This is a genomic window from Pseudomonas sp. PGPPP1 (assembly GCF_002255865.1).
In the GTDB taxonomy this organism is placed as follows: domain Bacteria; phylum Pseudomonadota; class Gammaproteobacteria; order Pseudomonadales; family Pseudomonadaceae; genus Aquipseudomonas; species Aquipseudomonas cremoris.
Genome location: NZ_NKIG01000024.1, coordinates 13,965 through 40,881 on the forward strand (window position 1 = coordinate 13,965; position 26,917 = coordinate 40,881).

24 protein-coding genes are annotated in these 26,917 nt (G+C 60.8%); 15 read left to right on the forward strand and 9 right to left on the reverse strand.

Annotation, left to right across the window (positions count from 1 at the left end; genetic code table 11):
• The first annotated feature begins 2 nt into the window (after positions 1-2).
• The 3 genes from CFE47_RS22895 to CFE47_RS22905 all read left to right on the forward strand — a co-directional run bounded on the left by CFE47_RS22895 (position 3) and on the right by CFE47_RS22905 (position 4,056).
• A complete protein-coding gene (locus CFE47_RS22895; protein WP_286840676.1) occupies positions 3-731 on the forward strand; it encodes an alanyl-tRNA editing protein in 729 nt (242 codons plus the stop codon).
• Between the two features lie 242 nt (positions 732-973).
• Positions 974-2,719, forward strand: a complete 1,746-nt coding sequence (locus CFE47_RS22900) for an ABC transporter permease (protein ID WP_286840677.1) — start codon at positions 974-976, stop codon at positions 2,717-2,719.
• 14 nt (positions 2,720-2,733) lie between these two features.
• Positions 2,734-4,056 (forward strand): ABC transporter ATP-binding protein, encoded by a 1,323-nt coding sequence (locus CFE47_RS22905; protein ID WP_286840678.1) that lies wholly within the window; start codon positions 2,734-2,736, stop codon positions 4,054-4,056.
• A 67-nt stretch (positions 4,057-4,123) separates the two neighbouring features.
• Here CFE47_RS22905 and prpD read toward each other — a convergent pair whose 3' ends face one another.
• The 6 genes from prpD to CFE47_RS22935 form a co-directional block, all read right to left on the reverse strand.
• Entirely contained in the window at positions 4,124-5,608 is a 1,485-nt protein-coding gene (gene prpD / locus CFE47_RS22910) for a 2-methylcitrate dehydratase (protein ID WP_286840679.1), read from the reverse strand.
• A gap of 201 nt (positions 5,609-5,809) precedes the next feature.
• Positions 5,810-7,000 carry a 2-methylaconitate cis-trans isomerase PrpF gene (gene prpF, locus CFE47_RS22915; RefSeq protein WP_286840680.1) on the reverse strand — a complete coding sequence of 397 codons (1,191 nt, stop codon included), beginning with the start codon at positions 6,998-7,000 and terminating at the stop codon, positions 5,810-5,812.
• A gap of 9 nt (positions 7,001-7,009) precedes the next feature.
• Positions 7,010-9,604, reverse strand: a complete 2,595-nt coding sequence (gene acnD, locus CFE47_RS22920) for a Fe/S-dependent 2-methylisocitrate dehydratase AcnD (RefSeq protein ID WP_286840681.1) — start codon at positions 9,602-9,604, stop codon at positions 7,010-7,012.
• A 99-nt stretch (positions 9,605-9,703) separates the two neighbouring features.
• Complete coding sequence (prpC, locus tag CFE47_RS22925) at positions 9,704-10,831, reverse strand: bifunctional 2-methylcitrate synthase/citrate synthase (RefSeq protein WP_185703378.1); 1,128 nt, start codon at positions 10,829-10,831, stop codon at positions 9,704-9,706.
• 40 nt (positions 10,832-10,871) lie between these two features.
• Positions 10,872-11,765, reverse strand: a complete 894-nt coding sequence (prpB, locus tag CFE47_RS22930) for a methylisocitrate lyase (protein ID WP_025854214.1) — start codon at positions 11,763-11,765, stop codon at positions 10,872-10,874.
• Positions 11,765-12,475: a GntR family transcriptional regulator gene (locus CFE47_RS22935; RefSeq protein ID WP_286840682.1), complete on the reverse strand. Its 711-nt coding sequence runs from the start codon at positions 12,473-12,475 to the stop codon at positions 11,765-11,767. Before CFE47_RS22935 ends, prpB begins: the two co-directional genes overlap by 1 nt.
• A gap of 272 nt (positions 12,476-12,747) precedes the next feature.
• Between CFE47_RS22935 and rloA the strand changes: the two genes are divergently transcribed.
• From rloA to CFE47_RS22965, 6 genes are all read left to right on the forward strand, one after another.
• A complete protein-coding gene (gene rloA / locus CFE47_RS22940) occupies positions 12,748-13,284 on the forward strand; it encodes a retropepsin-like aspartic peptidase RloA (protein WP_185703374.1) in 537 nt (178 codons plus the stop codon).
• 5 nt (positions 13,285-13,289) lie between these two features.
• A complete protein-coding gene (gene rloB, locus CFE47_RS22945) occupies positions 13,290-14,825 on the forward strand; it encodes an osmotic stress tolerance membrane protein RloB (RefSeq protein ID WP_286840683.1) in 1,536 nt (511 codons plus the stop codon).
• Complete coding sequence (locus tag CFE47_RS22950; RefSeq protein WP_286840684.1) at positions 14,825-15,811, forward strand: alpha-L-glutamate ligase-like protein; 987 nt, start codon at positions 14,825-14,827, stop codon at positions 15,809-15,811. Before rloB ends, CFE47_RS22950 begins: the two co-directional genes overlap by 1 nt.
• A gap of 99 nt (positions 15,812-15,910) precedes the next feature.
• Positions 15,911-17,254, forward strand: coding sequence for an aminodeoxychorismate synthase component I (pabB, locus tag CFE47_RS22955; RefSeq protein ID WP_286840685.1), 1,344 nt, complete (start codon positions 15,911-15,913; stop codon positions 17,252-17,254).
• A gap of 229 nt (positions 17,255-17,483) precedes the next feature.
• Entirely contained in the window at positions 17,484-17,786 is a 303-nt protein-coding gene (locus tag CFE47_RS22960; protein ID WP_286840686.1) for a type II toxin-antitoxin system HigB family toxin, read from the forward strand.
• A complete protein-coding gene (locus tag CFE47_RS22965) occupies positions 17,786-18,142 on the forward strand; it encodes a helix-turn-helix domain-containing protein (RefSeq protein ID WP_185703366.1) in 357 nt (118 codons plus the stop codon). Before CFE47_RS22960 ends, CFE47_RS22965 begins: the two co-directional genes overlap by 1 nt.
• A gap of 138 nt (positions 18,143-18,280) precedes the next feature.
• Here CFE47_RS22965 and thrH read toward each other — a convergent pair whose 3' ends face one another.
• Positions 18,281-18,898, reverse strand: coding sequence for a bifunctional phosphoserine phosphatase/homoserine phosphotransferase ThrH (thrH, locus tag CFE47_RS22970; protein WP_286840687.1), 618 nt, complete (start codon positions 18,896-18,898; stop codon positions 18,281-18,283).
• Between the two features lie 152 nt (positions 18,899-19,050).
• On the opposite strand from thrH, the gene CFE47_RS22975 reads away from it, so the two are divergent.
• The 3 genes from CFE47_RS22975 (at position 19,051) to CFE47_RS22985 (ending at position 22,529) form a co-directional block, all read left to right on the forward strand.
• Complete coding sequence (locus tag CFE47_RS22975; RefSeq protein ID WP_286840688.1) at positions 19,051-19,785, forward strand: phosphoadenylyl-sulfate reductase; 735 nt, start codon at positions 19,051-19,053, stop codon at positions 19,783-19,785.
• Positions 19,786-20,260: 475 nt separating this feature from the next.
• A complete protein-coding gene (locus CFE47_RS22980) occupies positions 20,261-21,787 on the forward strand; it encodes an NCS1 family nucleobase:cation symporter-1 (protein ID WP_286840689.1) in 1,527 nt (508 codons plus the stop codon).
• Between the two features lie 13 nt (positions 21,788-21,800).
• Positions 21,801-22,529, forward strand: coding sequence for an aspartate/glutamate racemase family protein (locus CFE47_RS22985; RefSeq protein WP_194937770.1), 729 nt, complete (start codon positions 21,801-21,803; stop codon positions 22,527-22,529).
• A gap of 105 nt (positions 22,530-22,634) precedes the next feature.
• Here the strand turns inward: CFE47_RS22985 and CFE47_RS22990 are convergent, their stop codons facing one another.
• Positions 22,635-23,558 carry a LysR family transcriptional regulator gene (locus CFE47_RS22990; RefSeq protein WP_286840690.1) on the reverse strand — a complete coding sequence of 308 codons (924 nt, stop codon included), beginning with the start codon at positions 23,556-23,558 and terminating at the stop codon, positions 22,635-22,637.
• A 126-nt stretch (positions 23,559-23,684) separates the two neighbouring features.
• Between CFE47_RS22990 and CFE47_RS22995 the strand changes: the two genes are divergently transcribed.
• Complete coding sequence (locus tag CFE47_RS22995) at positions 23,685-24,431, forward strand: 3-oxoacyl-ACP reductase family protein (RefSeq protein ID WP_185703353.1); 747 nt, start codon at positions 23,685-23,687, stop codon at positions 24,429-24,431.
• Positions 24,432-24,565: 134 nt separating this feature from the next.
• Here the strand turns inward: CFE47_RS22995 and CFE47_RS23000 are convergent, their stop codons facing one another.
• Complete coding sequence (locus tag CFE47_RS23000; RefSeq protein ID WP_185703351.1) at positions 24,566-25,252, reverse strand: HAD-IA family hydrolase; 687 nt, start codon at positions 25,250-25,252, stop codon at positions 24,566-24,568.
• A gap of 153 nt (positions 25,253-25,405) precedes the next feature.
• On the opposite strand from CFE47_RS23000, the gene CFE47_RS23005 reads away from it, so the two are divergent.
• Both CFE47_RS23005 and CFE47_RS23010 read left to right on the forward strand, forming a co-directional pair.
• Positions 25,406-25,933, forward strand: coding sequence for a sigma-70 family RNA polymerase sigma factor (locus CFE47_RS23005; protein ID WP_286840691.1), 528 nt, complete (start codon positions 25,406-25,408; stop codon positions 25,931-25,933).
• Complete coding sequence (locus CFE47_RS23010) at positions 25,926-26,867, forward strand: FecR family protein (RefSeq protein ID WP_286840692.1); 942 nt, start codon at positions 25,926-25,928, stop codon at positions 26,865-26,867. The genes CFE47_RS23005 and CFE47_RS23010 overlap by 8 nt, the downstream gene beginning before the upstream one ends.
• The last annotated feature ends 50 nt before the right edge of the window (positions 26,868-26,917 follow it).

Here is a 26,917-nt window from a genome sequence, read left to right on the forward strand (position 1 = left end):
ACATGTCTGTGCACACCATGGAAACCCTAGCGCTGTTCGATAGCGCGCCCTACCAGAACGCCTTCAGCGCCCGGGTGATCGCCGTCAGCGAACACGGCGTCGCGCTGGAACACACCTTGTTCTACCCCACTGGCGGCGGGCAGCCGGGTGACACCGGCCACCTCACGCTGGCCGACGGCACGCGGGTTCAAGTGACTGGCACGATACGCGACCCGGTACTGCGCTCGATCATCTGGCACCAGGTGGAACAGTGGCCGGCGCAGTTGGCTGCCGGCGCGCAGGTAGATGCAGGTATCGATTGGGAGCGGCGCTACCAGCACATGAAGATGCATACCTGCTTGCACCTGCTGTGCTCGCTCATCGACGCTCCGGTCACCGGTTGCAACATCAGTGCCGACAAAGGCCGCCTGGATTTCGACTTGCCGGAAATGACCCTCGACAAAGATAGCCTCACCCGTGACCTGAATGCGTTGATCGAGCAGGCCCATGCGGTCAAGACCCTGTCGATGCCCGCCTCCGAGTATTCCACCCTGCTGCAGATAACGCGCACCCAGGCGGTCGCGCCTCCGGTGGTCCAAGGCTCGGTCCGGGTCATCGAGATCAGCGGTATCGATATCCAACCGTGCGGCGGTACCCACGTCACCAACACCGAAGAAATCGGCCGGGTGTTCTGCGAGAAAATCGAGAAGAAGAGCAAGCACAACCGCCGGGTAATCCTGCGGTTTGAATGACCGCCGGGCAACAGCTGGGGCGACCGCGCCCTGGCTGCGTTTCGTACAGCAAACTGACAGCAAATTTATGTGCTTGTAACATTCAGAAACGTACAATCCCGCCTGCAGCCATCCCCCTGATGTGCCGCCATCTGACTCATGGAGAAAGAGCGTCCGCCCATTCTCGGTGGGGCTTTCGAACAGAAGCTAAGCTCACCCCCATCGCCTCTCTTAGAACCTGAACGCTGCAGGAATGACTGCCTATGAACAAAGTGTTCCGCCACTACATCCCGGCGTCCACATTGCGCTTGCTGCCCAACCGCTGGGATTTGGTTGCCCTGCCGCTGGTAATCGGTTTTCTACTGTTTTTCTCGATCACCGCCCGTGAAACCTGGGCCCCCATCGACACCCTGCAGAGCGAAATCATTTCCCTCGACCCGGCCAACCTGCCGGAGTACGCGATGCGCACCACCCTGCGCATGCTCGCAGCGATGGTTGCGGCGCTGGTTTTCACCCTGTTGTACGGCACCTTGGCGGCCAAAAGCCGGCGCGCCGAGAAACTGCTGGTGCCGGTGCTCGACATCCTGCAATCGGTGCCGGTGCTCGGTTACATCTCCTTTACGGTGACGTTTTTCCTGCTGCTGTTCCCCGGGCGCGTGCTCGGTGCCGAGTTCGCGGCGATCTTTGCGATCTTCACCAGCCAGGCCTGGAACATGACGTTCAGCTTCTACCAGTCGCTGCGCATGCTGCCCCACGACCTGGTGGAAGTGTCCACCAACCTGCGGCTGTCGGGCTGGCAGAAGTTCTGGAAACTCGACGTGCCCTTCGCCATGCCCGGGCTGGTGTGGAACATGATGATGAGCATGTCCGGCGGCTGGTTCTTCGTGGTCGCATCCGAAGCCATTACCGTCGGCGACAAGACCATCACCCTGCCCGGCGTGGGTTCGTACCTGGCCCTGGCCATCGCCCAGAAGGACCTGCACGCCGTGGGTTACGTGATCCTGGCGATGATCGCGGTGATCCTGATCTACGACCAGTTCCTGTTCCGCCCGCTGGTGGCCTGGGCCGACAAATTCCGCATGGAAACCACCGCCTCCCAAGGCGCTGCGCCACAATCCTGGGTGCTGAACCTGATCCAGCGCACGCGCATGGTCCAGCGCATCTTGCGCCCCATCACCCGCACCATCAGCCGGATTGGCAACAAGCGCTTCAGCCTGGCAGGCGGTGCGCTCAAGGCATTGCCGGCAGAAACGCCAGCAGCCTCGAAGGTGATCGACTGGGCATGGGGCAGCCTGATTGCCTTGATGGCCGCCTATGCGCTTTACCACATCGTGCTGTACGTCGGCACTGAAGTGGGCCTGGCCGAAGTTGGCCACGTGCTGGTGTTGGGCCTGATCACCTTGTTGCGGGTCGCGGGGCTGATCCTGATCGCGTCGCTGATCTGGGTGCCACTGGGCGTGATGATCGGCCTGCGCCCAAAACTGGCGGAAAAGATCCAGCCATTGGCGCAGTTCCTCGCGGCGTTCCCGGCCAACCTGCTGTTCCCGGTGTTCGTCATCGTGATCCTGCACTACAAACTCAACCCGGATATCTGGCTGAGCCCACTGATCGTGCTGGGCACCCAGTGGTACATCCTGTTCAACGTCGTCGCCGGTGCCAGCGCCTTCCCCAACGACTTCAAGGAAGCCGCCGCCAACTTCCGCATTCGCGGCTGGCTGTGGTGGCGCAAGGTAATGCTGCCGGGGATCTTCCCGTACTACGTCACCGGCGCGATCACCGCCTCGGGCGGTGCGTGGAACGCCAGCATCGTCTCCGAGTACGTGTCGTGGGGCCAGGACACCGTGGTCGCCCATGGCCTGGGCGCCTACATCGCACAAACCACCGCCGCCGGCGACTTCCCCAAAATCGCCCTGGGCGTGGTGGTGATGTCGATCTTTGTGGTGGCCTTCAACCGTGCGGTCTGGCGGCCGATGTACGCCATGGCTGAAAACAAACTGCGTCTGAATTGATGGGATTCACCGTGATGAGTACTTCTATCGAACACACTGCAGACACCCCGGAAATCTACGCGTTGAAGAACGTCAACCGGGTGTTTGGCAAAGGCAAAGACGAGCTGCAGGTACTCAGCGGCGTCGACTTGAGCCTGCATGAAGGCGAGATCGTTGGCATGCTCGGGCGCTCTGGCTCCGGCAAGTCCACCTTGCTGCGTATCATCGCCGGGCTGATCCAGCCCTCGTCGGGCGACGTGCACTACAACGGCAAACCGCTGACCGGTCCGGCCGAAGGCGTGGCCATGGTGTTCCAGACCTTTGCGTTGTTCCCCTGGCTGACTGTGCTGGAAAACGTCGAAGCAGGCCTGCAAGCCTTGCAGGTCGAGCGCAAGGAAACCCGCCGGCGCGCCCTGGCCGCTATCGACCTGATCGGCCTGGACGGTTTTGAAAACGCCTACCCGCGCGAGCTGTCCGGTGGCATGCGCCAACGCGTCGGTTTCGCCCGTGGCCTGGTGGTCAACCCGACGCTGCTGCTAATGGACGAACCTTTCTCTGCCCTCGACGTGCTCACCGCCGAAACCCTGCGCACCGACCTGCTGGACCTGTGGAGCGGCAAACAGTTGCCGATCAAGTCGATCCTGATCGTGACCCACAACATCGAGGAAGCCGTGCTGATGTGCGACCGCATCCTGGTGCTGTCGTCCAACCCTGGCCGCGTGGTCGCCGAGATCAAGGTACCGTTTGCTCACCCGCGCAATCGCCTGGACCCAACATTCCGGCAGATGGTCGATGACATCTACGCGCTGATGACCGACCGGCGCAGCGCCGATGCCAGCGCCGGCAAACCCGAGCTGAAAATGGGCAGCCTGCTGCCGGAAGTCTCCACCAACCTGATGGCCGGCTTGATCGAAACCCTGGCCGCCGAGCCCTACAACGGTCACGCCGGTTTGCCCAATGTCGCCGAACGGGGCCTGCTGGAAGTGGACGATCTGTTTCCGGTGGCAGAAATGCTCGAGCACTTGGGCTTCGCCGAACTCAAGGGTGCCGACATCACGTTGACCGATGCGGGCAAGCTGTTTGCCGACTACGGCACCCAAGAGCGCAAGACCTTGTTCGCCGAGCATTTGATCCAGCATGTGCCGTTGGCCGCGCGCATTCATCAGGTGTTGCTGGAGCGCAGTGGGCACCGGGCACCACGGGTGCGTTTCGAGCAGGAATTGGAAGACTCGATGACCGAAGCGTTCGTGGAGAAAACCCTCGAAACCGTGGTGGCGTGGGGACGGTATGCGGAGATTTTCTCGTATGACGACCATACCGAGACGTTTAGCCTGGAGGACTTCGAGGGCAGTATGTAAGCCTTGAACAACACAGAACAAAATGTGGGAGCTGGTTTGCCTGCTCCCACATTGACCGCGTTGTTATTTAGATCACGAACAGGTCCACGAACCGGTTGACCGGCGTGGCCTCAAGCCGCGCTTGATCCTTGCACAACGCAAAAATCTCCCCGCTGCGCTGCGCCGTGAACCGCGTGGCCAGGTTGGCCTTGAACTTGTCTTCCAGCAACGGAATGCCATCCCCACGGCGGCGGCGATGGCCAATCGGGTATTCCACCGCCACTTGTTCAGTACTGGAACCGTCCTTGAAGAACACCTGCACCGCGTTGGCGATGGAGCGTTTGTCCGCTTCCAGGTATTCGCGGCTGTAGCGCGGGTCTTCGACGATGACCATCTTGTCGCGCAGTTCGTCGATGATCGGATGGGCTGCGTGGAACTCATCTTCGTACTGCTCCGCCACCAGGTTGCCGAACGCCAGCGGGACGGCGGTCATGTATTGCAGGCAATGGTCGCGGTCAGCGGCGTTGGCCAGTTGGCCGACCTTGGAGATGATACGGATCGCCGACTCGTGGGTGGTGATCACGATGCGGTCGATGTCATGCAGGCGATCTTTCACCAACGGGTGCAAGGTCACCGCCGCTTCGCAGGCGGTTTGCGCGTGGAACTCGGCGGGGAAGCTGATCTTGAACAACACGTTTTCCATCACGTAAGTGCCGTAGGGCTGGGACAGGCTGAACACGCGCTTGTCCTCGGGTTTGAGCGCCAGGTCCTTGTTGGTGTGACTGAACAACACGTCGTAAAAGCCCCATTGCGGCGCGCTCAATACGCCGGGAATGCCCATCTCGCCACGCAACGCAATATCCGCCAGGCGCACGCCACGACTTGACGCATCCCCCGCTGCCCAGGATTTACGTGACCCGGCATTCGGTGCGTGACGATAGGTGCGCAACGCTTGCCCATCGACAAACGCATGGGACAACGCTGCCAACAGTTGCTCGCGGTTAGCGCCCATCAGCTTGGCGGTGACCGCCGTGGAGGCGACTTTCACCAGCAGCACGTGGTCGAGGCCGACGCGGTTGAAGGAGTTTTCCAGGGCGATCACGCCTTGAATCTCGTGGGCCATGATCATTGCTTCCAACACCGCACGTACGGTCAGCGGCGCGTCGCCATTGGCCACGCGTTTTTGCGAGAGGTGATCGGCCACGGCCAGGATGCCGCCGAGGTTATCCGAAGGATGGCCCCATTCGGCGGCGAGCCAGGTGTCGTTGTAGTCGAGCCAACGCACGATGCAGCCGATGTCCCACGCGGCTTTTACCGGGTCCAGTCGGAACGAGGTGCCCGGTACACGCGCGCCAAACGGCACCACCGTGCCCTCGACGATAGGCCCCAGGTGCTTGGTGCACTCGGGAAAGCGCAGGGCCAGCAGGCCACAACCCAAGGTGTCCATCAGGCAGTTACGGGCGGTGTCCAGCGCAGCCTGGGAATCGATCCGGTAGTTGAGGACGTAGTCGGCGATGTCCTGCAAGACCTGGTCGTAATCGGGGCGGTTGTTCTGGTCGACGTTGGCGCTCATGGCAGTACTCCAAAAGTGGGTTGGGGGTAGTCCTCGGGCTCACGGTTGATCAAATTTGGGCTGGTCTGATTGCCAGCCTTGGAATAAATGTCACCTGTGGGAGCGGGCTTGCCCGCGATCGCGGTGGGTCAGCAAAAGAAATGTCACTGATATGCCGCTATCGCGGGCAAGCCCGCTCCCACAGGTGATGGGTGTCGGGTTTTAGAAAGCGTCGCCGGGGACGCGCACGAAACCTTCCATCAGCACCCGCGCACTGCGGCTCATGATGGCTTTCTTCACCACCCACTCACCGTTCACCTCACTGGCCTCGGCGCCCACGCGCAACGTGCCGGACGGATGCCCGAACCGCACCGCATTGCGTTCCACACCACCGGCAGCGAGGTTGACCAGCGTGCCGGAAATCGCCGCTGCCGTGCCAATCGCCACCGCCGCCGTGCCCATCATCGCGTGGTGCAGCTTGCCCATGGACAGCGCACGCACCAGCAGGTCGACATCACCGGCCTTGATCGCCTTGCCGCTGGATGCCACGTAGTCCGCAGGCTTGGCCACAAACGCCACCTTCGGTGTGTGCTGGCGCTGGGCCGCTTCGTCCAGGTGCTTGATCAGGCCCATGCGCAATGCGCCGTAGGCCCGTACCGTTTCAAACATTGCCAGGGCCTTAGGGTCGCTGTTGATCGCACTCTGCAACTCGGTGCCGGTGTAGCCCAGGTCTTCGGCGTTGATGAAGATGGTCGGGATGCCCGCGTTGATCAGCGTGGCCTTGAACGTGCCGACGCCGGGCACCTCCAGGTCGTCCACCAGGTTGCCGGTGGGGAACATCGAGCCGCCGCCCCCCTCTTCTTCTGCTGCCGGGTCCATGAACTCCAACTGCACTTCGGCCGCTGGGAAGGTCACGCCATCCAGCTCGAAGTCGCCGGTTTCCTGCACCGCGCCGTCAGTAATTGGCACGTGGGCAATGATGGTCTTGCCGATATTGGCCTGCCACACACGTACCACGGCCACGCCGTTGCGGGGCACGCGAGCCGGGTCGACCAGCCCCGCGCTGATGGCGAACGAACCCACCGCCGCCGACAGGTTGCCGCAGTTGCCGCTCCAGTCCACGAATGGTTTGTCGATGGACACCTGGCCGAACAGGTAATCCACGTCATGATCGGCGCGGGTGCTTTTGGCCAGGATCACGGTTTTGCTGGTGCTGGACGTGGCGCCGCCCATGCCGTCGATCTGCTTGTCGTACGGGTCGGGGCTGCCGATTACCCGTAGCAACAGGGCGTCGCGCGCAGCGCCCGGGACCTGCGCCGACTCGGGCAGGTCCTTGAGGCTGAAAAACACACCCTTACTGGTGCCGCCACGCATATAGGTGGCGGGGATCTTGATTTGCGCTACGTGTGCCATGGTTACCCCTCAGGCAGTCGCTGCCGATTCCAGGAAGTCCTGGGCAAAACGTTGCAACACGCCGCCCGCCTCGTAGATCGACACTTCTTCGGCGGTGTCCAGGCGGCAGGTCACCGGCACTTCGACACGTTCGCCATTCTTGCGGTGGATCACCAGGGTCAGTTGCGCACGCGGGGTGCGCGAGCCGACCACGTCATAGGTTTCGCTGCCGTCGATGTTCAAGGTATGACGGTCGGTGCCCGGCAGGAACTCCAACGGCAACACGCCCATGCCCACCAGGTTGGTACGGTGGATGCGCTCGAAACCTTCGGCAGCAATTGCTTCCACGCCGGCGAGGCGCACGCCTTTGGCCGCCCAGTCGCGGGAAGAACCCTGGCCGTAATCGGCGCCGGCAATGATGATCAGCGGCTGCTTGCGCTCCATGTAGGTTTCGATGGCTTCCCACATCCGCGTGACCTGGCCTTCGGGCTCGATGCGTGCCAGGGAACCCTGTTTGACCTTGCCGTTTTCCACCACCATTTCGTTGAACAGTTTTGGGTTGGCGAACGTCGCGCGCTGCGCGGTCAAATGGTCGCCCCGATGAGTCGCGTAGGAGTTGAAGTCGACTTCCGGCAAGCCCATTTTCGCCAGGTATTCACCGGCGGCACTGTCGAGCATGATCGCGTTGGACGGCGACAGGTGGTCAGTGGTGATGTTGTCCGGCAGCACCGCCAGCGGGCGCATGCCCTTGAGCGGACGCGCACCGGCCAATGCGCCTTCCCAGTACGGCGGGCGGCGAATATAGGTGCTTTGCGGGCGCCAGTCATACAGCGGCGCAACCTTGGGGCCGGTGTCTTCGTGAATGGCGAACATCGGGATGTAGACCTTGCGGAACTGCTCCGGCTTGACCGAAGCCTTCACCACCGCGTCGATTTCTTCGTCGCTTGGCCAGATGTCCTGCAGGCGGATTTCCTTGCCGTTGGCGTCCAGGCCCAGCACGTCTTTTTCGATGTCGAAACGGATGGTGCCGGCAATCGCGTAAGCCACCACCAGCGGCGGCGATGCGAGGAACGCCTGCTTGGCGTACGGGTGAATGCGCCCGTCAAAGTTGCGGTTGCCCGACAACACGGCGGTGGCGTACAAGTCGCGGTCGATGATCTCTTGCTGGATCACCGGATCGAGCGCGCCAGACATGCCGTTGCACGTGGTGCAGGCGAAGGCCACCACGCCGAAGCCGAGTTTTTCCAGTTCATGATCCAGGCCGGCGTCTTCAAGGTACATGGCCACGGTTTTCGAACCCGGTGCCAGGGACGATTTGACCCACGGTTTGCGCACCAGCCCGAGCTTGTTGGCATTGCGCGCCAGCAGGCCTGCGGCAATCACGTTGCGCGGGTTGCTGGTGTTGGTGCAGCTGGTGATGGCGGCAATGATGACTGCGCCATCTGGCATTTGGCCGGGCACTTCTTCCCACTGGCCGCTGATGCCTTTGGCTGCCAGGTCGCTGGTCGCGACGCGGGCGTGCGGGTTGCTCGGGCCGGCCATGTTGCGCACGACGCTGGACAAATCGAACGTCAGGCCACGCTCATATTGCGCGCCTTTGAGGTCATCCGCCCACAGGCCGGTATGACGTGCGTATTGCTCCACCAGGGTGACTTGTTCGTCTTCACGGCCCGTGAGTTTCAGGTAAGCGATAGTCTGTTGGTCGATGTAGAACATCGCTGCGGTGGCGCCGTATTCCGGGGCCATGTTGGAGATGGTTGCGCGGTCGCCCAGCGTCAGCGCCGACGCGCCCTCGCCGAAGAACTCCAGCCACGCGCCGACCACTTTCTGCTTACGCAAAAACTCCGTCAGCGCCAGCACCATATCGGTGGCAGTGATGCCCGGTTGCAGCTTGCCGGTCAGTTCCACGCCGACGCTTTCCGGCAGGCGCATCCACGAGGCGCGGCCAAGCATCACGCTCTCGGCTTCCAGGCCACCGACGCCGATGGCGATTACGCCCAGGGCATCCACGTGCGGGGTGTGGCTGTCGGTGCCGACGCAAGTGTCGGGGAACGCTACGCCGTCGCGCACCTGGATCACCGGAGACATTTTCTCCAGGTTGATCTGGTGCATGATGCCGTTGCCCGGCGGGATCACGTCGACGTTCTTGAAGGCCTTTTTGGTCCACTCGATAAAGTGGAAACGGTCTTCGTTGCGACGGTCTTCAATGGCACGGTTTTTTTCGAACGCGTCCGGGTCGAAACCACCGGCTTCGACGGCCAGGGAGTGGTCGACGATCAGTTGGGTCGGCACCACCGGGTTGACCTGCGCCGGGTCGCCACCTTGCTGGGCGATGGCGTCGCGCAGGCCGGCGAGGTCCACCAGGGCGGTCTGGCCGAGAATGTCGTGGCACACCACGCGCGCCGGGAACCAGGGAAAGTCGAGGTCGCGCTTGCGCTCGATCAGTTGGCTCAGGGACGCATTGAGGGTGGCCGGGTCGCAGCGACGCACCAGGTTCTCGGCGAGTACGCGGGAGGTGTAGGGCAAGGTGGCGTAGGCGCCAGGGGTGATTGCCTCGACAGCCGCACGGGCGTCGAAGAAATCCAGGCGGCTGCCGGGGAGCGGTTTGCGAAATTCAGTGTTCATCGTCAGGACTCGGTCACGGTAGGTTCAAAGGGCGGACTGTCGACACTGGCCCAGCTCCCACAATAAAGCCCATTTGCCAGTGTGTTCAGTTCATCCCACTCAGCGACGTTCGATTGGCACGAACTTGCGCTGCTCAACGCCGATGTACTCGGCGCTTGGACGGATGATGCGGTTGTTGGCGCGCTGCTCGAACACATGCGCGGCCCAGCCGGTCAGGCGTGAGCACACGAAGATCGGCGTGAACAACTTGGTCGGGATGCCCATGAAGTGGTACGCCGAGGCATGGTAGAAGTCGGCGTTGGGGAACAGTTTCTTCTGCTCCCACATGGTCTTGTCGATGGCTTCGGAGACCGGGAACAGCACCTTGTCGCCTACTTCATCGGCGAGTTTTTTCGCCCAGCCCTTGATCACTTCATTGCGCGGGTCGCTGTCTTTGTAGATCGCGTGGCCGAAGCCCATGATCTTGTCCTTGCGCGCCAGCATGCCGAGGGTGCCTTCCACGGCATCTTCGGCCGAGGTGAAGCGCTCGATCATTTCCATTGCTGCTTCGTTGGCGCCGCCATGCAACGGGCCGCGCAGCGAGCCGATGGCCGCGGTGACGCAGGAATACAGGTCGGACAGGGTCGAGGCACACACGCGCGCGGTGAACGTCGAGGCGTTGAATTCGTGCTCCGCATAGAGGATCAGCGACACGTTCATCACTTTGACGTGCAACTCGCTTGGCTTCTTGCCATGCAGCAGGTGCAGGAAGTGGCCGCCGATGGAAGGCTCGTCGGTCACGCAGTCGATACGCTTGCCGTCGTGGCTGAAGCGGTACCAGTAGCACATGATCGCCGGGAAGGCGGCGAGCAAGCGGTCGGTGACATCGCGCTGCACGCTGAAATCTTTCTCGGGCTCGATATTGCCGAGGAACGAGCAACCGGTGCGCATCACATCCATCGGGTGGGCGTCGGCAGGGATGCGTTCCAGCACTTCTTTCAGCGCTTGGGGCAAGTCACGCAGTTTGCTCAACTTGGCGCTGTAGGCCGCCAACTCGGTTTTAGTCGGCAACTCGCCGTACAGCAGCAGGTAGGCGACTTCTTCGAACTGCGCATCGGCGGCCAGTTCGCGCACGTCATAGCCGCGATAGGTCAGGCCGGCACCCGCCTGGCCCACGGTGGACAGTGCGGTCTGGCCGGCTACTTGGCCACGCAGGCCAGCGCCACTGAGTACTTTTGCTTCAGCCATGTCGGTTCTCCAATCTTGAATTTATTAGGGAGGCTGTTCTTTACTTCTTGGCTGCGAACAGCGCGTCGAGCTTCTGCTCAAAGGTGTGGTAGTCGATGCGATCGTAAAGCTCCATGCGGGTTTGCATGGTGTCGATCACGTTCTGCTGGGTGCCGTCGCGACGGATCGCGGTGTAGACGTTCTCGGCGGCCTTGTTCATGGCGCGAAAGGCTGAGAGCGGGTACAGCACGATGGAAACATCGGCAGATTTCAACTGTTCGGTGGTGTACAGCGGTGTGGCGCCGAACTCGGTGATGTTGGCCAGGATCGGCGCCTTCACGCGGGAGGCGAACAGCTTGTACATCTCAAGTTCGGTAATGGCTTCGGGGAAGACCATGTCGGCGCCGGCTTCGATGCAAGCGGCGGCACGCTCCAGGGCGGACTCCAGGCCTTCGACCGCCAGCGCGTCGGTACGCGCCATGATCACAAAGCTGTCATCGGTGCGCGCGTCCACGGCGGCCTTGATGCGATCGACCATTTCCTGTTGGGACACGATTTCTTTATTCGGGCGATGGCCGCAGCGCTTGGCGCCGACCTGGTCTTCGATATGGATGGCGGCGGCGCCGAACTTGATCATCGACTTGACGGTGCGCGCCACGTTGAACGCCGAGGAGCCGAAACCGGTGTCCACATCCACCAGCAACGGCAGGTCGCAGACGTCGGTGATGCGGCGCACGTCGGTGAGCACGTCATCCAGGCCGGTAATCCCTAAGTCCGGCACGCCCAGGGAACCGGCAGCAACACCGCCACCCGACAGGTAGATCGCCTTGAAACCGGCACGCTTGGCCAGCAGCGCATGGTTGGCGTTGATCGCGCCGACCACCTGCAAGGGATGCTCGCTGGCGACGGCGTCACGGAAACGCTGGCCGGGAGTGCTCTTATTATTCGAACTCATCATTCACCTCGTGATTGGGGGGCACCGTCGGGGAAATGACGGGCGATGTTGCGTTTGGAGGCGCCGATATGGCGGCGCATCAGCAGTTCGGCCAGCTCACCGTCACGATCGGCAATCGCATCGAGAATTCGGTGGTGCTCGGCAAAAGCCTGGCGTGGACGATTGGGGGTCGCGGAAAACTGGATGCGGTACATGCGCACCAATTGGTACAGCTCGCCGCAGAGCATTTGGGTGAGGGTACGGTTACCGGCACCTTGAATTATCCGGTAATGAAAATCGAAGTCGCCTTCCTGCTGGTAGTAGCCGAGGCCGGCCTGGAAGGCTTCGTCGCGCTCGTGGGTGTGCAACACCTGGCGCAATTCTTCGATCTCCGCATCGGTCATGCGCTCGGCAGCCAGGCGACAGGCCATGCCTTCGAGGGATTCGCGGATTTCGTAGAGTTCGATCAATTCGGCGTGGCTCAACGACACTACCCGCGCGCCGACATGGGGTACGCGCACCAATAGGCGCTGGCCTTCCAGGCGATGGATCGCCTCGCGCAGCGGGCCACGGCTGATGCCGTAGGTACGCGCCAGTTCCGGCTCGGAGATCTTGCTGCCGGGGGCGATCTCGCCCTTGACGATGGCGGCCTGGATACGGCGGAAGACGTTTTCAGACATGGTCTGGGATTCGTCTGACACCGCGACCGAGGCTTCCGCTTGATCCAGCATATTGTCGACACCTTCAAAAGCAATGCCGCAAAAACTAGCCAATTAGCCTCGCGCAGTCAAAGAATAAATACACATTGTCGACAATCGTCTAATAACCGCTTGCGCACTCTATCAGGGCATGGCCGCCTGCCAGCGCTGGCGCCAAAAAAGCATCATGTTAGAATGCCCGCCGCTTTTGCCTGACATCATTAGATGAAACGGCGCACGAGGGAGCTTGCGCAGCAATGCCAGTCGCCTTGAACCAAACATCGCACTGCACCGCCTCGGGATTTATGAGACTCAAGCCCTTCCTTTTACTGATTTGCCTGTTATCGGTGCCCGGCCTTGCCATTGCCGGCGAGAAGACCGTGTACGGCCTCAACGAATACGCCCAATTGGCCGGCATCGACCTTGAAGTCGCCGCCAAACTGGACACCGGTGCCAAGACCGCCTCTCTCAGTGCCCGTGATATCAAGCGTTTCAAGCGCAACGGCGAATCCTGGGTGCGCTTCTACCTGGCCATCGACACCGCCCATTCCCACCCCATCGAACGCCCCCTGGCCCGCGTCAGCAAGATCAAGCGCCGCGCCGGTGACTACGACCCCGATGAGGACAAGAACTACACCGCCCGCCCAGTCATTGCGCTGGACATCTGCATGGGCACTGCTTTACGCAGCATCGAAGTGAACTTGACTGACCGCAGCGCATTCCAATACCCGCTGCTGATCGGCTCCGAAGCGTTGAAACGCTTTGATGCGCTGGTCGACCCCAGTCTTAAATACGCAGCAGGCAAACCTGCCTGTGCCGCCGACGCTCATACCGCCGAGTAAACCGAATGCGCTCTCTGACCCTGCACCTGAAAATCCTGATCGCCATCCTGGTGGTGCTGGGTATTTCGGTCACCGCCTATCAGATCTTCGTGCTGGGGATCCCCGTCACCGAAGACGCCACCGACGACTTATGGAACATCGACGCCAAAGTCGAGTTCGTCGCCAACCCGAAAGACCCGGTAAAGATCCAGATGTTCGTGCCGCCGCTGAGCCGCGATTTCGTGAGCCTCAACGAGAGTTTCATCTCGAATAACTATGGGGTCAGCGTCAATCGTATCGACGGCAACCGTAAGGTCACCTGGTCGGCGCGTCGCGCCAACGGCAAGCAAACCCTGTATTACCGCCTGGTGTTGACCAAGCGCTACAGCGGCGAAAAAGCCAAGGTCAAGGGCCCGACCTTCCGCGACAGCATTGCAGTGGAAGGCCCTGAAAAAATCGCCGCCGAAGCCTTGCTGGCACCGATCCGCCAGCACTCGGCCGACGTCGAGACGTTTATCAGCGAAGCTATCAAGCGCACCAACAACCTCAACGACGACAATGTGAAGCTGCTGCTGGCGGGCGATCCCTCTACGCCGCACAAGGCCAAGATCGTCGAGTTGCTGCTGTCCATCGCCCATGTGCCGGTGGAAAAGGTCCATACCATTCGCCTGGTGGCCGACCAACCACAAACCCCGGAGCTGTGGTTGCGCAGCTTCAATGGCAACGACTGGCTGTACTTCAACCCGGAAACCGGCGAACAGGGCCTGCCCACCGACCGGCTGCTGTGGTGGACCGGTGATGAAAACCTGATCACCGTCGACGGTGGCAAGAAGGCCATGGTGACCTTCAGCCTGAACAACAGCGAGATGAACGCGATCCGCCTGGCCAAGCTGACGGACGAAAACACCGACGCCAACTTCCTTGAATATTCGTTGTACGGCCTGCCGCTGCAAACCCAGCAGACCTTCATGATCATGGTGATGATCCCGATTGGCGTGCTGGTGATCCTGATCCTGCGCAACCTGATCGGCCTGCAGACATTGGGCACGTTTACCCCGGTGCTGATCGCCCTGGCGTTCCGCGAAACCCAGTTGGGCTTTGGTATTGCGCTGTTCACCATTATTACGGCGCTGGGGCTGTCACTCCGGTCGTACCTGGAACACTTGAAGCTGCAGATGCTGCCGAGGCTCTCGGTGGTGCTGACCTTTGTGGTGGTGCTGATCGCGGCTATCAGCCTGTTCAGCCATAAGCTTGGGCTGGAGCGCGGGCTGTCGGTGGCGCTGTTCCCGATGGTGATTCTGACCATGACCATCGAACGCCTGTCGATCACCTGGGAAGAACGCGGCGCCAACCATGCGCTGAAAGTGGCGATTGGTACGCTGTTCGCCGCCTCCCTGGCGCACTTGATCATGAGCGTGCCAGAGCTGGTGTACTTCGTGTTTACCTTCCCGGCGATCCTGCTGATCCTGGTGGGCTTCATGCTGGCCATGGGTCGCTATCGCGGCTACCGCCTGACCGAGCTGGTGCGTTTCAAGGCATTCCTCAAGAAGGCTGATCAGTAATGTTCGGTTTCTGGAAGACCTGGAAGGCCCTTGAAGCGCGGGGAATCATGGGCATCAACCGGCGCAATGCCGACTATGTGCTCAAGTACAACAAGCGCAGCCTGTACCCAATCGTGGATGACAAGATCATCACCAAGGAACGGGCCATCGCTGCTGGCATCCATGTGCCGGAAATGTACGGGGTGATCTCCACCGAGAAGGAAATCGACAAGCTCGACGAGATCATCGGTGGGCGCAGCGACTTCGTGATCAAGCCGGCACAAGGTGCCGGCGGTGACGGCATCCTGGTGGTGGCGGACCGCTTTGAAGGGCGCTATCGCACAGTGTCCGGCAAGATCATCAGCCATGAAGAGATTGAGCATCAGATCTCCAGCATCCTCACCGGCCTGTATTCCTTGGGCGGTCACCGCGACCGCGCATTGATCGAATACCGTGTGGTGCCCGACCAGATCTTCAAAAGCATCAGCTACGAAGGCGTGCCGGACATTCGCATCATCGTGCTGATGGGTTACCCGGTCATGGCCATGTTGCGCTTGCCAACGCGCCAGTCCGGCGGCAAGGCCAACCTGCACCAAGGCGCCATTGGCGTCGGTGTGGACTTGGCTACTGGCTTGACCCTGCGTGGTACCTGGCTGAACAACATCATCACCAAACACCCCGACACCACCAACGCGGTGGATGGCGTGCAACTGCCCAACTGGGACGGTTTCATGAAGCTTGCGGCCGGCTGCTACGAGCTGTGCGGGCTGGGTTACATCGGCGTGGACATGGTGCTGGACCAGGAGAAAGGCCCGCTGATCCTGGAGCTGAATGCGCGTCCGGGACTGAATATCCAGATTGCCAACGACTGCGGCTTGACGCTGCGCACCCATGCCGTGGAGGCGCGGCTGGAAGAATTGAAGGCCGCTGGCGTGACCGAAACCCCGGAGGAACGGGTGAGGTTCGTCCAGGAAATGTTTGGGCATATCCCACTGGTGGAAGGCTGATCCAGCCCTCTAACTGTCTATCCCCGACATCCCCTCTAGGAGCAAATCCTACAGGGGACTACAATCCCCTCCCCCGCGCGACTGGCTGATCCACCCCGCATGTTGACCTGCTCTGTACACCCGCTGCCCTACCGGGCCAACCCCGCCGAGTATTTTGCGGCGATTCGCCACGCGCCGGGTTCGGTGCTGCTGGACAGCGGCCGACCGTCTGCCGAGCGCGGGCGTTATGACCTGTTGAGCGCCTGGCCCGAAACAACGTTGACGGTGTCGCCAGATGAAAGCGGCAGTGATTTCCTGCAACGCCTGCGAGAAAACCTTACGCAGTTGGGCGAAGCGAATTTGCCCGCCGGTCACGAACTGCCCTTTGCTGGCGGCTTGATCGGATACCTGAGTTATGACTTCGGGCGGCACCTGGAGCAGATGCCGCACTTGGCTGCAGACGACCTGCACCTGCCGGATGCGCGCTTTGGACTGTATGCCTGGGCGCTGATCAGCGATCACCAGGCGCAAACCAGCCAGCTTGTATTTCATCCGGCACTGGCCGACAGCGAGCGTCTACGCTTGATCGCGTTGTTCGGCCAGCCTGTCATCGACGCCGCTGCAACGTTCAAACTAGGCGGCGCGATGGCCCCTGACCTCACGGCCGAGGCTTATCGCCAGGCCATCGTGCGCATCCAGGACTATATCCAGGCCGGCGACTGCTACCAGGTCAACTTCGCCCAGCGCTTTCGCGCGCCGTGTATCGGTGACCCATGGGTGGCTTACTGCGCCTTGCGCGAGGCCTGCCCGACGCCGTTTTCCGGGTTCCAGAGCCTGCCGGATGAAGGCGCTGTGCTGAGCCTGTCGCCTGAGCGCTTCGTGCATATCAGCGAACGCCGGGTCGAAACACGCCCAATCAAAGGCACGCGCCCGCGAGGTTCAACACCGGAAGAAGACGCTGCCAACGCCGCTGAACTGCTGGCCAGCCCCAAGGACCGCGCCGAAAACCTGATGATCGTCGACCTGCTGCGCAACGACCTCGGCCGCACCTGCCGCATCGGTTCAGTCAGTGTGCCGGAACTGTTCAGCCTGGAAAGCTACCCCAACGTGCACCACTTGGTGAGCAGCGTGATTGGCGAATTGGCCGACGGCAAGGACGCCCTCGACCTGATCGCCGGCAGCTTCCCCGGCGGTTCCATCACCGGCGCACCAAAGATTCGCGCGATGCAGATCATCGATGAACTGGAGCCCACTCGACGCGGGCTGTACTGCGGCTCGTTGGTGTACCTGGACGTGCGCGGCCAGATGGACAGCTCCATCGCCATCCGCAGTCTGCTGGTCAAGGAGGGGCAGGTGTGCTGCTGGGGCGGCGGCGGGATCGTCGCGGACTCGGAGTGGGAGGCGGAGTATCAGGAGTCGCTGACGAAGGTGCGGGTGTTGTTACAAACCTTGGAAAACCTGTAGCAACCAGGCCGCCTTTGGCTTTCGAACGGATAGCCGCACGATAGGAAAAGATCTGAATCAGAACGGCTGTGGACGAAATATAAGCTGGGCGATAGCGTCCAGCTCCGACCGTCCACCAGCCGTTTGTGAAGGATCACATGAAGCGTCTGCATACTCGTCAGAAATCATTTCCAAGATTGCACTTCCAACCCATCACACCTATCATCTCCCAAATTGGGAGATTGCATAGATGCGGATAATTGCGCTCTCTACCCTGCGGATATTCTGGGAAAGCCAGCCAGCTTTTTCCGATGCCAAAACGCCGCTTGTCGAGCTGTACCGCCATATGGAAAAGGCTGAATACGCGACACCACAAGCGCTCAAAGCAGAGCTTAGGACCGCAAGTATTCTTAAAGGCGGCAGGGTTGTATTCAACGTGGGCGGCAACAAATATCGAGTGATCATGGCGATCGATTACCTGCGCCAGCTCGGGTTCATACGTTTCGTAGGGACTCACGCGCAATACGATCAGATCAACGCGGAGACCGTGTGATGAACATCAAGCCTATACATTCCCAGGAAGACCTGACCGCAGCACTTGCGCGCGTGGAGCAGCTATGGGGAGCAGACATTGGCTCGCCGGAGGGCGACGAGCTGGAAATCCTCGCCATACTTATCGAAAAGTACGAGTCCGAACACTGTCCAATGCCAGCTTCGGATCCGGTAGAGGCCATCAAGTTTCGAATGGAACAACTTGGCATGACGGCCCGCGACCTGGAGCCCTTTATAGGCACCAGCGGGCGGGTTTCCGAGGTTTTAAACCACAAGCGCAAGCTGAGCCTGGCGATGATCAAGCGCCTGCATGAGGGCTTGCGCATTCCTTATGAGCGCTTGTTGGTGGGGGGTTAGTAGAAAGATATGCAGCGGCTGAGCCGGCCTCTTCGCGAGCAAGCCCGCTCCCACATTTGACCGAGTACATCCTTTGGAATGCGATCAAATGTGGGAGCGGGCTTGCTCGCGAAGGGACTATCAGCCGCGCTGAAAGCCTTACAGGCTCAACGGCCGATTCGAGGCCTTGATAAATTCCTGCTTCAAATCCTCAAACGTATGCACCGCCGGGAACTGTGGGAACTCACGGATCACATTCTCTGGCGCATGGAACAGAATCCCACGGTCGGCTTCGCCCAGCATGGTGGTGTCGTTGTAGGAGTCGCCGGCGGCGATGACGCGGTAGTACAGGCTCTTGAAGGCCAGTACCGACTGGCGCTTGGGGTCTTTCTGGCGCAGTTGGTAACTCACCACGCGGTCGGTTTCGTCGGTGATCAGTCGGTGGCACAGCAAGGTCGGGAAGCCCAGTTGACGCATCAGCGGCTGGGAGAACTCGTAGAAGGTGTCTGACAGGATCACCACCTGGAAGCGCTCACGCAGCCAGTTGACGAACTCGATGGCACCGTCCAGCGGCTTGAGGGTGGCGATCACTTCCTGGATGTCGGCGAGCTTGAGCCCGTGTTCGTCGAGAATACGCAGGCGCTGCTTCATCAACACGTCGTAGTCGGGAATGTCCCGGGTGGTGGCCCGCAAGGATTCAATACCGGTTTTTTCGGCGAACGCGATCCAGATTTCCGGAACCAGCACCCCTTCCAGGTCGAGACAGGCAATTTCCACAAGACACTCCCATTAGATGTTGTTAGTTGAGCGAGCAAAAGGACTGCCGAACTCTAGCGATTCATGCTCGCCGCCGCAACGCAGGGCGGATTTTGATACCATCGCCCCCCTATAGAGCGCATAGCGCCACTGACCTTGTAGGAACCGTCCTGATGAACCAAGCCTTCGACGTCGCTGAACTCGCCGCGACTTATGCCAACAAATCCGCCCAGGACATTCTCAAGCTGGCGTTCAGCCAGTTCGGTGATGACCTGTGGATTTCTTTCAGCGGTGCCGAGGACGTGGTGCTGGTGGACATGGCCTGGAAGCTGAACAAGAACGTCAAGGTATTCAGCCTCGACACCGGCCGCCTGCACCCGGAGACCTACCGGTTTATCGAGCAGGTGCGCGAGTTCTACAAGATCGACATCGAGTTGATTTCGCCGGACCAGGCCAAGCTGGAACCTTTCGTCAAGGAAAAGGGCCTGTTCAGCTTCTATAAGGACGGCCATGGCGAATGCTGCGGCGTGCGCAAGATCGAGCCGTTGCGCCGCAAGCTTTCCGGCTTGAGTGCCTGGGCCACCGGCCAGCGCCGCGACCAAAGCCCCGGTACCCGCAGCCAAGTGGCGGCGCTGGAGATCGATTCAGCGTTCTCCACACCGGAGCGCACCCTGTACAAGTTCAACCCGCTGACACAGATGACCAGCGAGGAAATCTGGGGTTACATCCGCATGCTGGAGCTGCCGTATAACAGCCTGCATGAGCGTGGTTTTATCAGTATTGGTTGCGAGCCATGCACCCGTCCGGTGTTGCCGAACCAGCACGAGCGTGAAGGCCGCTGGTGGTGGGAAGAAGCCACGCAGAAGGAATGCGGGCTGCATGCGGGGAATATCATCAGCAAGGCTTGAAGGCCTTCAGGTGAAACAAATCAATGTGGGAGCGGGCTTGCTCGCGAATGCGGTATTTCAGTTGATGCATTCATCACTGTGACACCGCATTCGCGAGCAAGCCCGCTCCCACATTTTGTTTTGTGTTGGGCGCTAGAGATGTACACACACATGTAACTATCGGTGCCATTTATGTGTGCAATTTATCTTCAGCCGCACCATTACGTAACACCTATCCCCATCATTATTTCCCTCTGTCGAATCGCCCTCTCCCCACTTAAAAATAAATAGCTGTTCAAACGGTCAATTTATATTTCTTCCAATTCAGTTAGTTATTCAAAACACCTATAAAAACGAAATTACCCTAGGTTTTCATAGATCAAAAACTGGCACGCATGTGGCTTAAGGTGAATTGTGCTTTGTATACAATATATACAAAACCTACATACACTTTGCCATCCGCGGCTTGCTCGCAGATGCGCTGGAGCCTGCCGGAATGCGCACAAGTCTCTCGAATAACATCGCACTGGATCTGCCCTCCTCCCTGAACCCCGAGGCCATCGGGCCCGGCCCGTTGGTGCTGAGCCCGCGCCTGCACAACAAGGACCTGGCACCCACCAAGGTCGAAGGTCGACGTTGGGGGCGCTACAGCATCTTCGCGTTGTGGACCAATGACGTGCACAACATCGCCAACTACTCCTTTGCCATTGGCCTCTATGCCTTGGGCCTGGGTGGCTGGCAGATCCTGTTGTCCCTGGGTATTGGCGCGGCACTGGTGTACTTCTTCATGAACCTGTCGGGTTACATGGGCCAGAAGACCGGCGTGCCGTTCCCGGTGATCAGCCGCATCAGTTTCGGCATTCACGGCGCGCAGATTCCGGCGTTGATCCGCGCGGTCATCGCGATCGCCTGGTTTGGTATCCAGACCTACCTGGCTTCAGTAGTTTTCCGCGTGCTGCTGACCGCGATTCATCCAGGTTTTGCCGAATACGACCACAACTCGATCCTCGGCCTGTCGTCCCTGGGCTGGGCGTGCTTCGTGGCGATCTGGCTGGTGCAACTGGTGATCCTGGCGTACGGCATGGAGATGGTGCGCCGTTACGAAGGCTTCGCCGGACCGGTGATCTTGCTGACGGTGGCTTCGCTGGCCGGTTGGATGTACTTCCAAACCGGCGGCAACATCGCCTGGTCGATCCGCGAACCGCTGAGCGGCGGCGAGATGTGGCGCAACATCTTTGCCGGCGGCGCACTATGGTTGGCGATCTACGGCACGCTGATTCTCAATTTCTGCGACTTCGCCCGCTCCTCGCCGTGCCGCAAGACCATCCAGGTCGGCAACTTCTGGGGCCTGCCGGTGAACATCCTGGTGTTCGCCGCGATTACCGTGCTGCTGTGCGGCGGGCAGTTCCAGCTCAATGGCCGGGTGATCGAAAGCCCCACCGAAATCATCGCAGCCATCCCCAATACATTCTTCCTGGTACTGGGCTGCCTGGCGTTCCTGATCGTCACCGTGGCCGTGAACATCATGGCCAACTTCGTCGCACCGGCGTTTGTGCTGAGCAACCTGGCGCCCAAGTACCTGAACTTCCGCCGCGCCGGGCTGATCAGCGCCACCGTGGCCGTGCTGATCCTGCCGTGGAACCTCTACAACAGCCCGCTGGTGATCGTGTATTTCCTCTCCGGGCTGGGTGCACTGCTGGGGCCGTTGTACGGGGTGATCATGGTTGATTACTGGTTGATCCGTAAAAGCCAGGTGGACGTGCTGCAGCTGTATAGCGAAGACCCGAACGGCGTTTATTACTACAGCCGTGGCGTCAATCTGCGCGCCGTGGCGGCGTTTATTCCTGCAGCGGTGATCGCCATTCTCCTGGCCTTGCTGCCCGGTTTCGCCAGCGTCTCACCGTTTTCCTGGATGTTTGGCGCCGGTATTGCAGGGCTGCTGTACCTGCTGATCGCCAAGCGCCAGCCGTTCTACGCCGATGTCAGTGGCGAAAGCATTGCCGTCGATAACGTCAGTCATTAATCAAGGACATTCCATGCGAATTCTCGTGGTCAACGTCAACACCACCGAATCCATCACCGACACCATCGCCCAGCAAGCGCGGGCCGTAGCAGCGCCGGGCACTGAGATTGTCGGGCTCACGCCGTACTTTGGTGCCGAGTCGGTTGAGGGTAACTTTGAAAGCTACCTGGCGGCCATCGCGGTGATGGACCGGGTGATGGCCTACGACCAGCCGTTCGACGCGGTGATCCAGGCCGGCTACGGCGAGCACGGCCGCGAAGGCTTGCAGGAATTGCTCAACGTACCGGTGGTGGACATCACCGAAGCCGCCGCCAGCACCGCGATGTTCCTGGGCCACGCCTATTCGGTGGTGACCACCCTGGACCGCACCGTACCGCTGATCGAAGACCGCCTGAAACTGGCAGGCTTGTACCAACGCTGTGCCTCGGTACGGGCCAGCGGCATGGCGGTGCTGGAGCTGGAAGAAAACCCGCTGGCCGCCATGGAAGCCATCGTGCGTCAGGCGGAACTGGCCATCAGCGAAGACAAGGCCGAGGTGATCTGCCTGGGCTGCGGCGGCATGGCCGGGTTGGATGAACAGATTCGCCAACGTACCGGCGTGCCGGTGGTGGACGGCGTGACGGCGGCGGTGACGATTGCCGAATCGCTGGTGCGGTTGGGGTTGTCGACGTCGAAGATCCGGACGTACGCGACGCCACGGCCGAAGAAGGTCATCGGCTGGCCGGGGCAGTTCGGGCGGTAGACCGAGGTGTGTCCATCGCAGGCAAGCCAGCTCCCACATTGGAATGCCGTGCCCTGTGGGAGCCGGGCTTGCCCGCGATGGCCGCGACTCGGTCTGACTGTGTGATCAAATCGCGCTAAAGCGCTGCCCCAATTGCTGCTCGGCAAATTGCTCAATGATGAAATCCACAAACGCACGGGTCTTGCCGGGCAGCAGTTTGTGTTCGGCGTAGTAAATGGAAATATTGCCATCATCGACATACCAGTCCGGCAGCACCCGCATCACTGCACCACTGTCCATAAACGGTACGGCCATCGGCATGCTCACCAGCGCAATCCCCAGACCCTGGGCGCTGGCGCAGCAGGCGGCCTCGGAGTCGCTCATGGTCATGCTCGGCTTGAGCACCAAGGGGCGCTGTTCACGCTCGCGGTTGGTCAGTTGCCAGGAACGTATGCGCCCGGTCTGCGGTGAACGGATAAGGATGCCGTGGCAGCGCGACAAATCCTCCGGCACCACCACTGGCGGGCGCTGCGCCAGGTAATCCGGTGAGGCGACCAATACCCGATGGGCTGGCGTCAGCTTGCGCGCCACCACGCCTTGGGGCAGTTCAAAACCACCCCCGATGGCGGCGTCAAAGCCTTGGCCGATCAAGTCGACTTGGCGGTTATCGAAATGCCAGTCCGGGCTGATGTCCGGGAAACGCCCCATGAACTCGCCCAGCAGCGGCACCACATAACGATTGCCAAACACCGTGCCCATGCTGACCTTGAGCGTGCCCACTGGCCGCCCTTCGGCACTGGCCAGGTTGGCCACGGCGTTCTGGATAGTGGTGAGGCTGGCGCTGACTTCTTCCAGGAACAACTTGCCGGCTTCGGTCAGCGTGAGACGCCGGGTACTGCGCTGGAACAAACGCACGCCAAGCCGGGCTTCCAGTTTGGCGACGCTCTTGCCAACCGCTGCCGGGGTGAGGCTCAGGTGCCGCGCGGCCTCGGCGAAGCTGCCGCCTTCGGCACTGCGCACAAAGCATTCGATACTGCCAAAGCTCTCCATATCGCCCCACTCTAAACTTTTGGTTTACACAGACTATAGCAATCACGGTCTACCGGGCGACACGGGTGAGGTCGATACTCGGCTCCAACAACAAGGCATCCCGCCTTGAACAGCTAGGAGATCGACATGACCACACACAACCTCAGCGGCAAAGTCGCCTTGATTCAAGGCGGTTCCCGCGGCATCGGCGCCGCCATTGTCAAGCGCCTCGCGGCACAAGGTGCAGCGGTTGCCTTTACCTACGTCAGCTCGGCCGCCAAGGCCGAAGAATTGCAGAACAGCGTGATCAGCGAAGGCGGCAAGGCCCTGGCGATCCACGCCGACAGCGCCAGCGCCGATGCAATCCGCAACGCCGTCAACGCTACCGTCGAAGCCTTCGGGCGCCTGGACATCCTGGTGAACAACGCCGGCGTATTGGCCATCGCCCCGCTGGAAGACTTCAAACTGGAAGACTTCGACCAGACCCTGGCAATCAACGTGCGCAGCGTGTTTATCGCGACCCAGGAAGCGGCCAAGCATATGGGTGAAGGCGGCCGGGTGATCAATATCGGCAGCACCAACGCCGAGCGCATGCCCTTTGGCGGCGGTGGCCCGTATGCGATGAGCAAGGCGGCGCTGGTGGGTTTGACCAAGGGCCTGGCGCGGGATCTGGGGCCGCGTGGCATCACCATCAACAACGTGCAGCCTGGGCCGGTGGACACCGATATGAACCCGGCGAACAGTGATTTTGCAGAGAGCTTGATTGGGTTGATGGCGGTAGGGCGGTATGGGCATGTGGAGGAGATTGCCAGCTTTGTGGCGTATCTCGCGGGCCCCGAAGCCGGGTACATCACTGGGGCAAGTTTGACCATTGATGGTGGCTTCAGCGCCTAAGGCTTCAGGAACACTGCAAAACCAAATGTGGGAGCGGGCTTGCTCGCGAAGACGGAGTGTCAGTCAATGAATAGGTCGACTGATCCACCGCATTCGCGAGCAAGCCCGCTCCCACCTTTTTTGACTGCGCTCAGTCAATCCAACGGCGGCAAGCCATAGGCCGCCAGATCAAACTCCGCGAGCTTGCGGATGATCTGGTCGGCGTGGTGGTACTTGCTGTCCGCCATGGCTTCGTCCGGCACGGCGATGGCAGTCATATGGGCAGCCTTCGCAGCCGTTACCCCAAAGGGCGAATCCTCGAACACCAGGCAATCCTCGGGCGCAACGCCCAGGCGGCGCGCTGCGGTAAGGAAGATGTCCGGCGCGGGCTTGGCAGCGCCGACTTCCGGGTCGTCAGCGGTAACGATGGTGTCGAACAGGCCAAACCACTCACGGTGCAACGTGGTCTTGTGGCCAAACGAATTGCGCGACGAACTGGTCCCCACGGCAATCGGAATGTGGTGCGCCTTCAAGTGCCGCACCAACGCTTCGGCGCCAGGCATGCCCAGGGCCTTGGGGAAGCGTTCGCTCATCAGCGGTTCGCGGATGGTTAGAAACTCGGCTGGCGTGATCGGCAAGTCCAGCGCCTTGACCACGTAGTCGGCCAGGTCCTGGGCGCCGCGACCGATGATGTGCTGCTTGATCCCCCAGTCATAGGTACGGCCGTAGCGTTCAGCGATGATCTGTGTGACTTCGGTGTAGATGCCTTCCGTATCCAGCAACAAACCGTCCATATCGAAAATCACGGCCTTGATCGGGCCGGCGGTACGCGGTGCGTTCATCAAAACAGATCCTTGGGGGAAGGACTAAAAGGATTCAGCACAATAACGGCGCAGGTTGCCTTCAAGCAACCTTCGAAGCTCGGTATTGATAATTACTCTCAATTAAACTAACGTCGCCGCGCTTGAGGGTCTGATCTCTTTTCGAGTTTCGCTGTGACTGACAACGCCGCCAGGCTGCAACTCTACCTTGACCACCGTCCCGCACTGATCAACTACGCCAAGGTTGTGGTGGGCGAACACGCACGCGCCGAAGACGTGGTGCAAGACGCGTTCCTGCGCTTTTGCGCCAACGCGCAAGACCCCGTGGAGCAACCCGTGGCCTACCTGTACCGGATCGTACGCAACCTGGCGTTGGACGCCGTGCGCCGGCAAGCCACCGAAAAACGCCAGCAGAAAATGCCCGCGCAATGGATGCACCCGGGCCAGCAATTATCGCCCGAGCAACGGGTGGTGCATGGCGACGACGCAAGCCGAATCGCCGCCGCCCTGGCAGGGTTGCCGGAACAAATGCGCATCGCCGTCGAGATGAATCGACTGGGCGGTTTCACGTTGCAGCAAACCGCCGATCATCTCAATATCTCGCTTTCCACCGCCCATCGCCTGGTCAAGGACGCCATCGTTCACCTGGCCTCAAGTGTCGCCACCCATGGCGCGCACAGTAAGGAACGCCCGTATGCATGACGCCCACCCGCCCAGGAACGTCTCGGCCAAAAGCCTGGAAGACGCCGGCCAGTGGCTGCTGGACCTGCAGGCTTCACCAGAACGCTTCGACGAGTTCGATCGCTGGTTGCACGCCGGCGATGATCATTTTGAGGCGTGGGCCCAAGTCAATCGCGCTTTGCACGCGCTGGAACAACTGCCGCCCACCACTCAACAGCAGTGGCCACGCCCTGCCCGGCTGCGCCTGCCGTTGCTGGCCGCCGCGTGCATCAGCGCGCTGGCGGTGTGCGCCGCGTTGGTGTTCAACCCCGGTTGGCGTGCCGACTACAGCACCGCCACCGCAGAAACCCGCGAAGTCACCCTGAGCGACGGCAGCCGCTTGACGCTGGCGCCACGCAGCGCAATCAACGTGAGCATCGACGGCGCGCAACGCCAGGTCACGCTGGTACGCGGCGAGGTATTTTTTGATGTGGTGCACGACGCGCAAAAGCCGTTTGAAGTGCGCAGCGACGACGCGGTGATCCGCGTCCTCGGCACCGCCTTCGACGTGGCTCGGGCGGAAAATGGCCTGGCGGTAGAAGTGCGTGACGGCACCGTGGGCGTGAACAAACAGTACCGGCTGACGGCGGGACAACGGCTGTGGATCGATCGCCAAAGCGGCGTGGGCACTCAGTCATCGGTGGCGCCCACGGAAGTCGCGGGCTGGATCAACGGCACACAGTTTTTTGAAAACGCCAGCGTCGCCCAGGTGGTCGAGCAACTTGATCGCTACCAGCGCGGCTGGATCGTGATCAAGGACCCGGCCCTGGCCAACAAACGTGTCACCGGGCTTTACGACATGCGCGATACCCGACGCGCCCTCCAGGCATTGGTCGCGCCGATTGGCGGTGAGGTCAGCGCGTACTCACCGCTGTTGATCGTCATCGGCAACACAACGTCTGCCACTGAAAAATAATTGCATTTCCCTGAAAAAAATTCGGCAGGTGCTCGTCTTTGTAGCTCTCC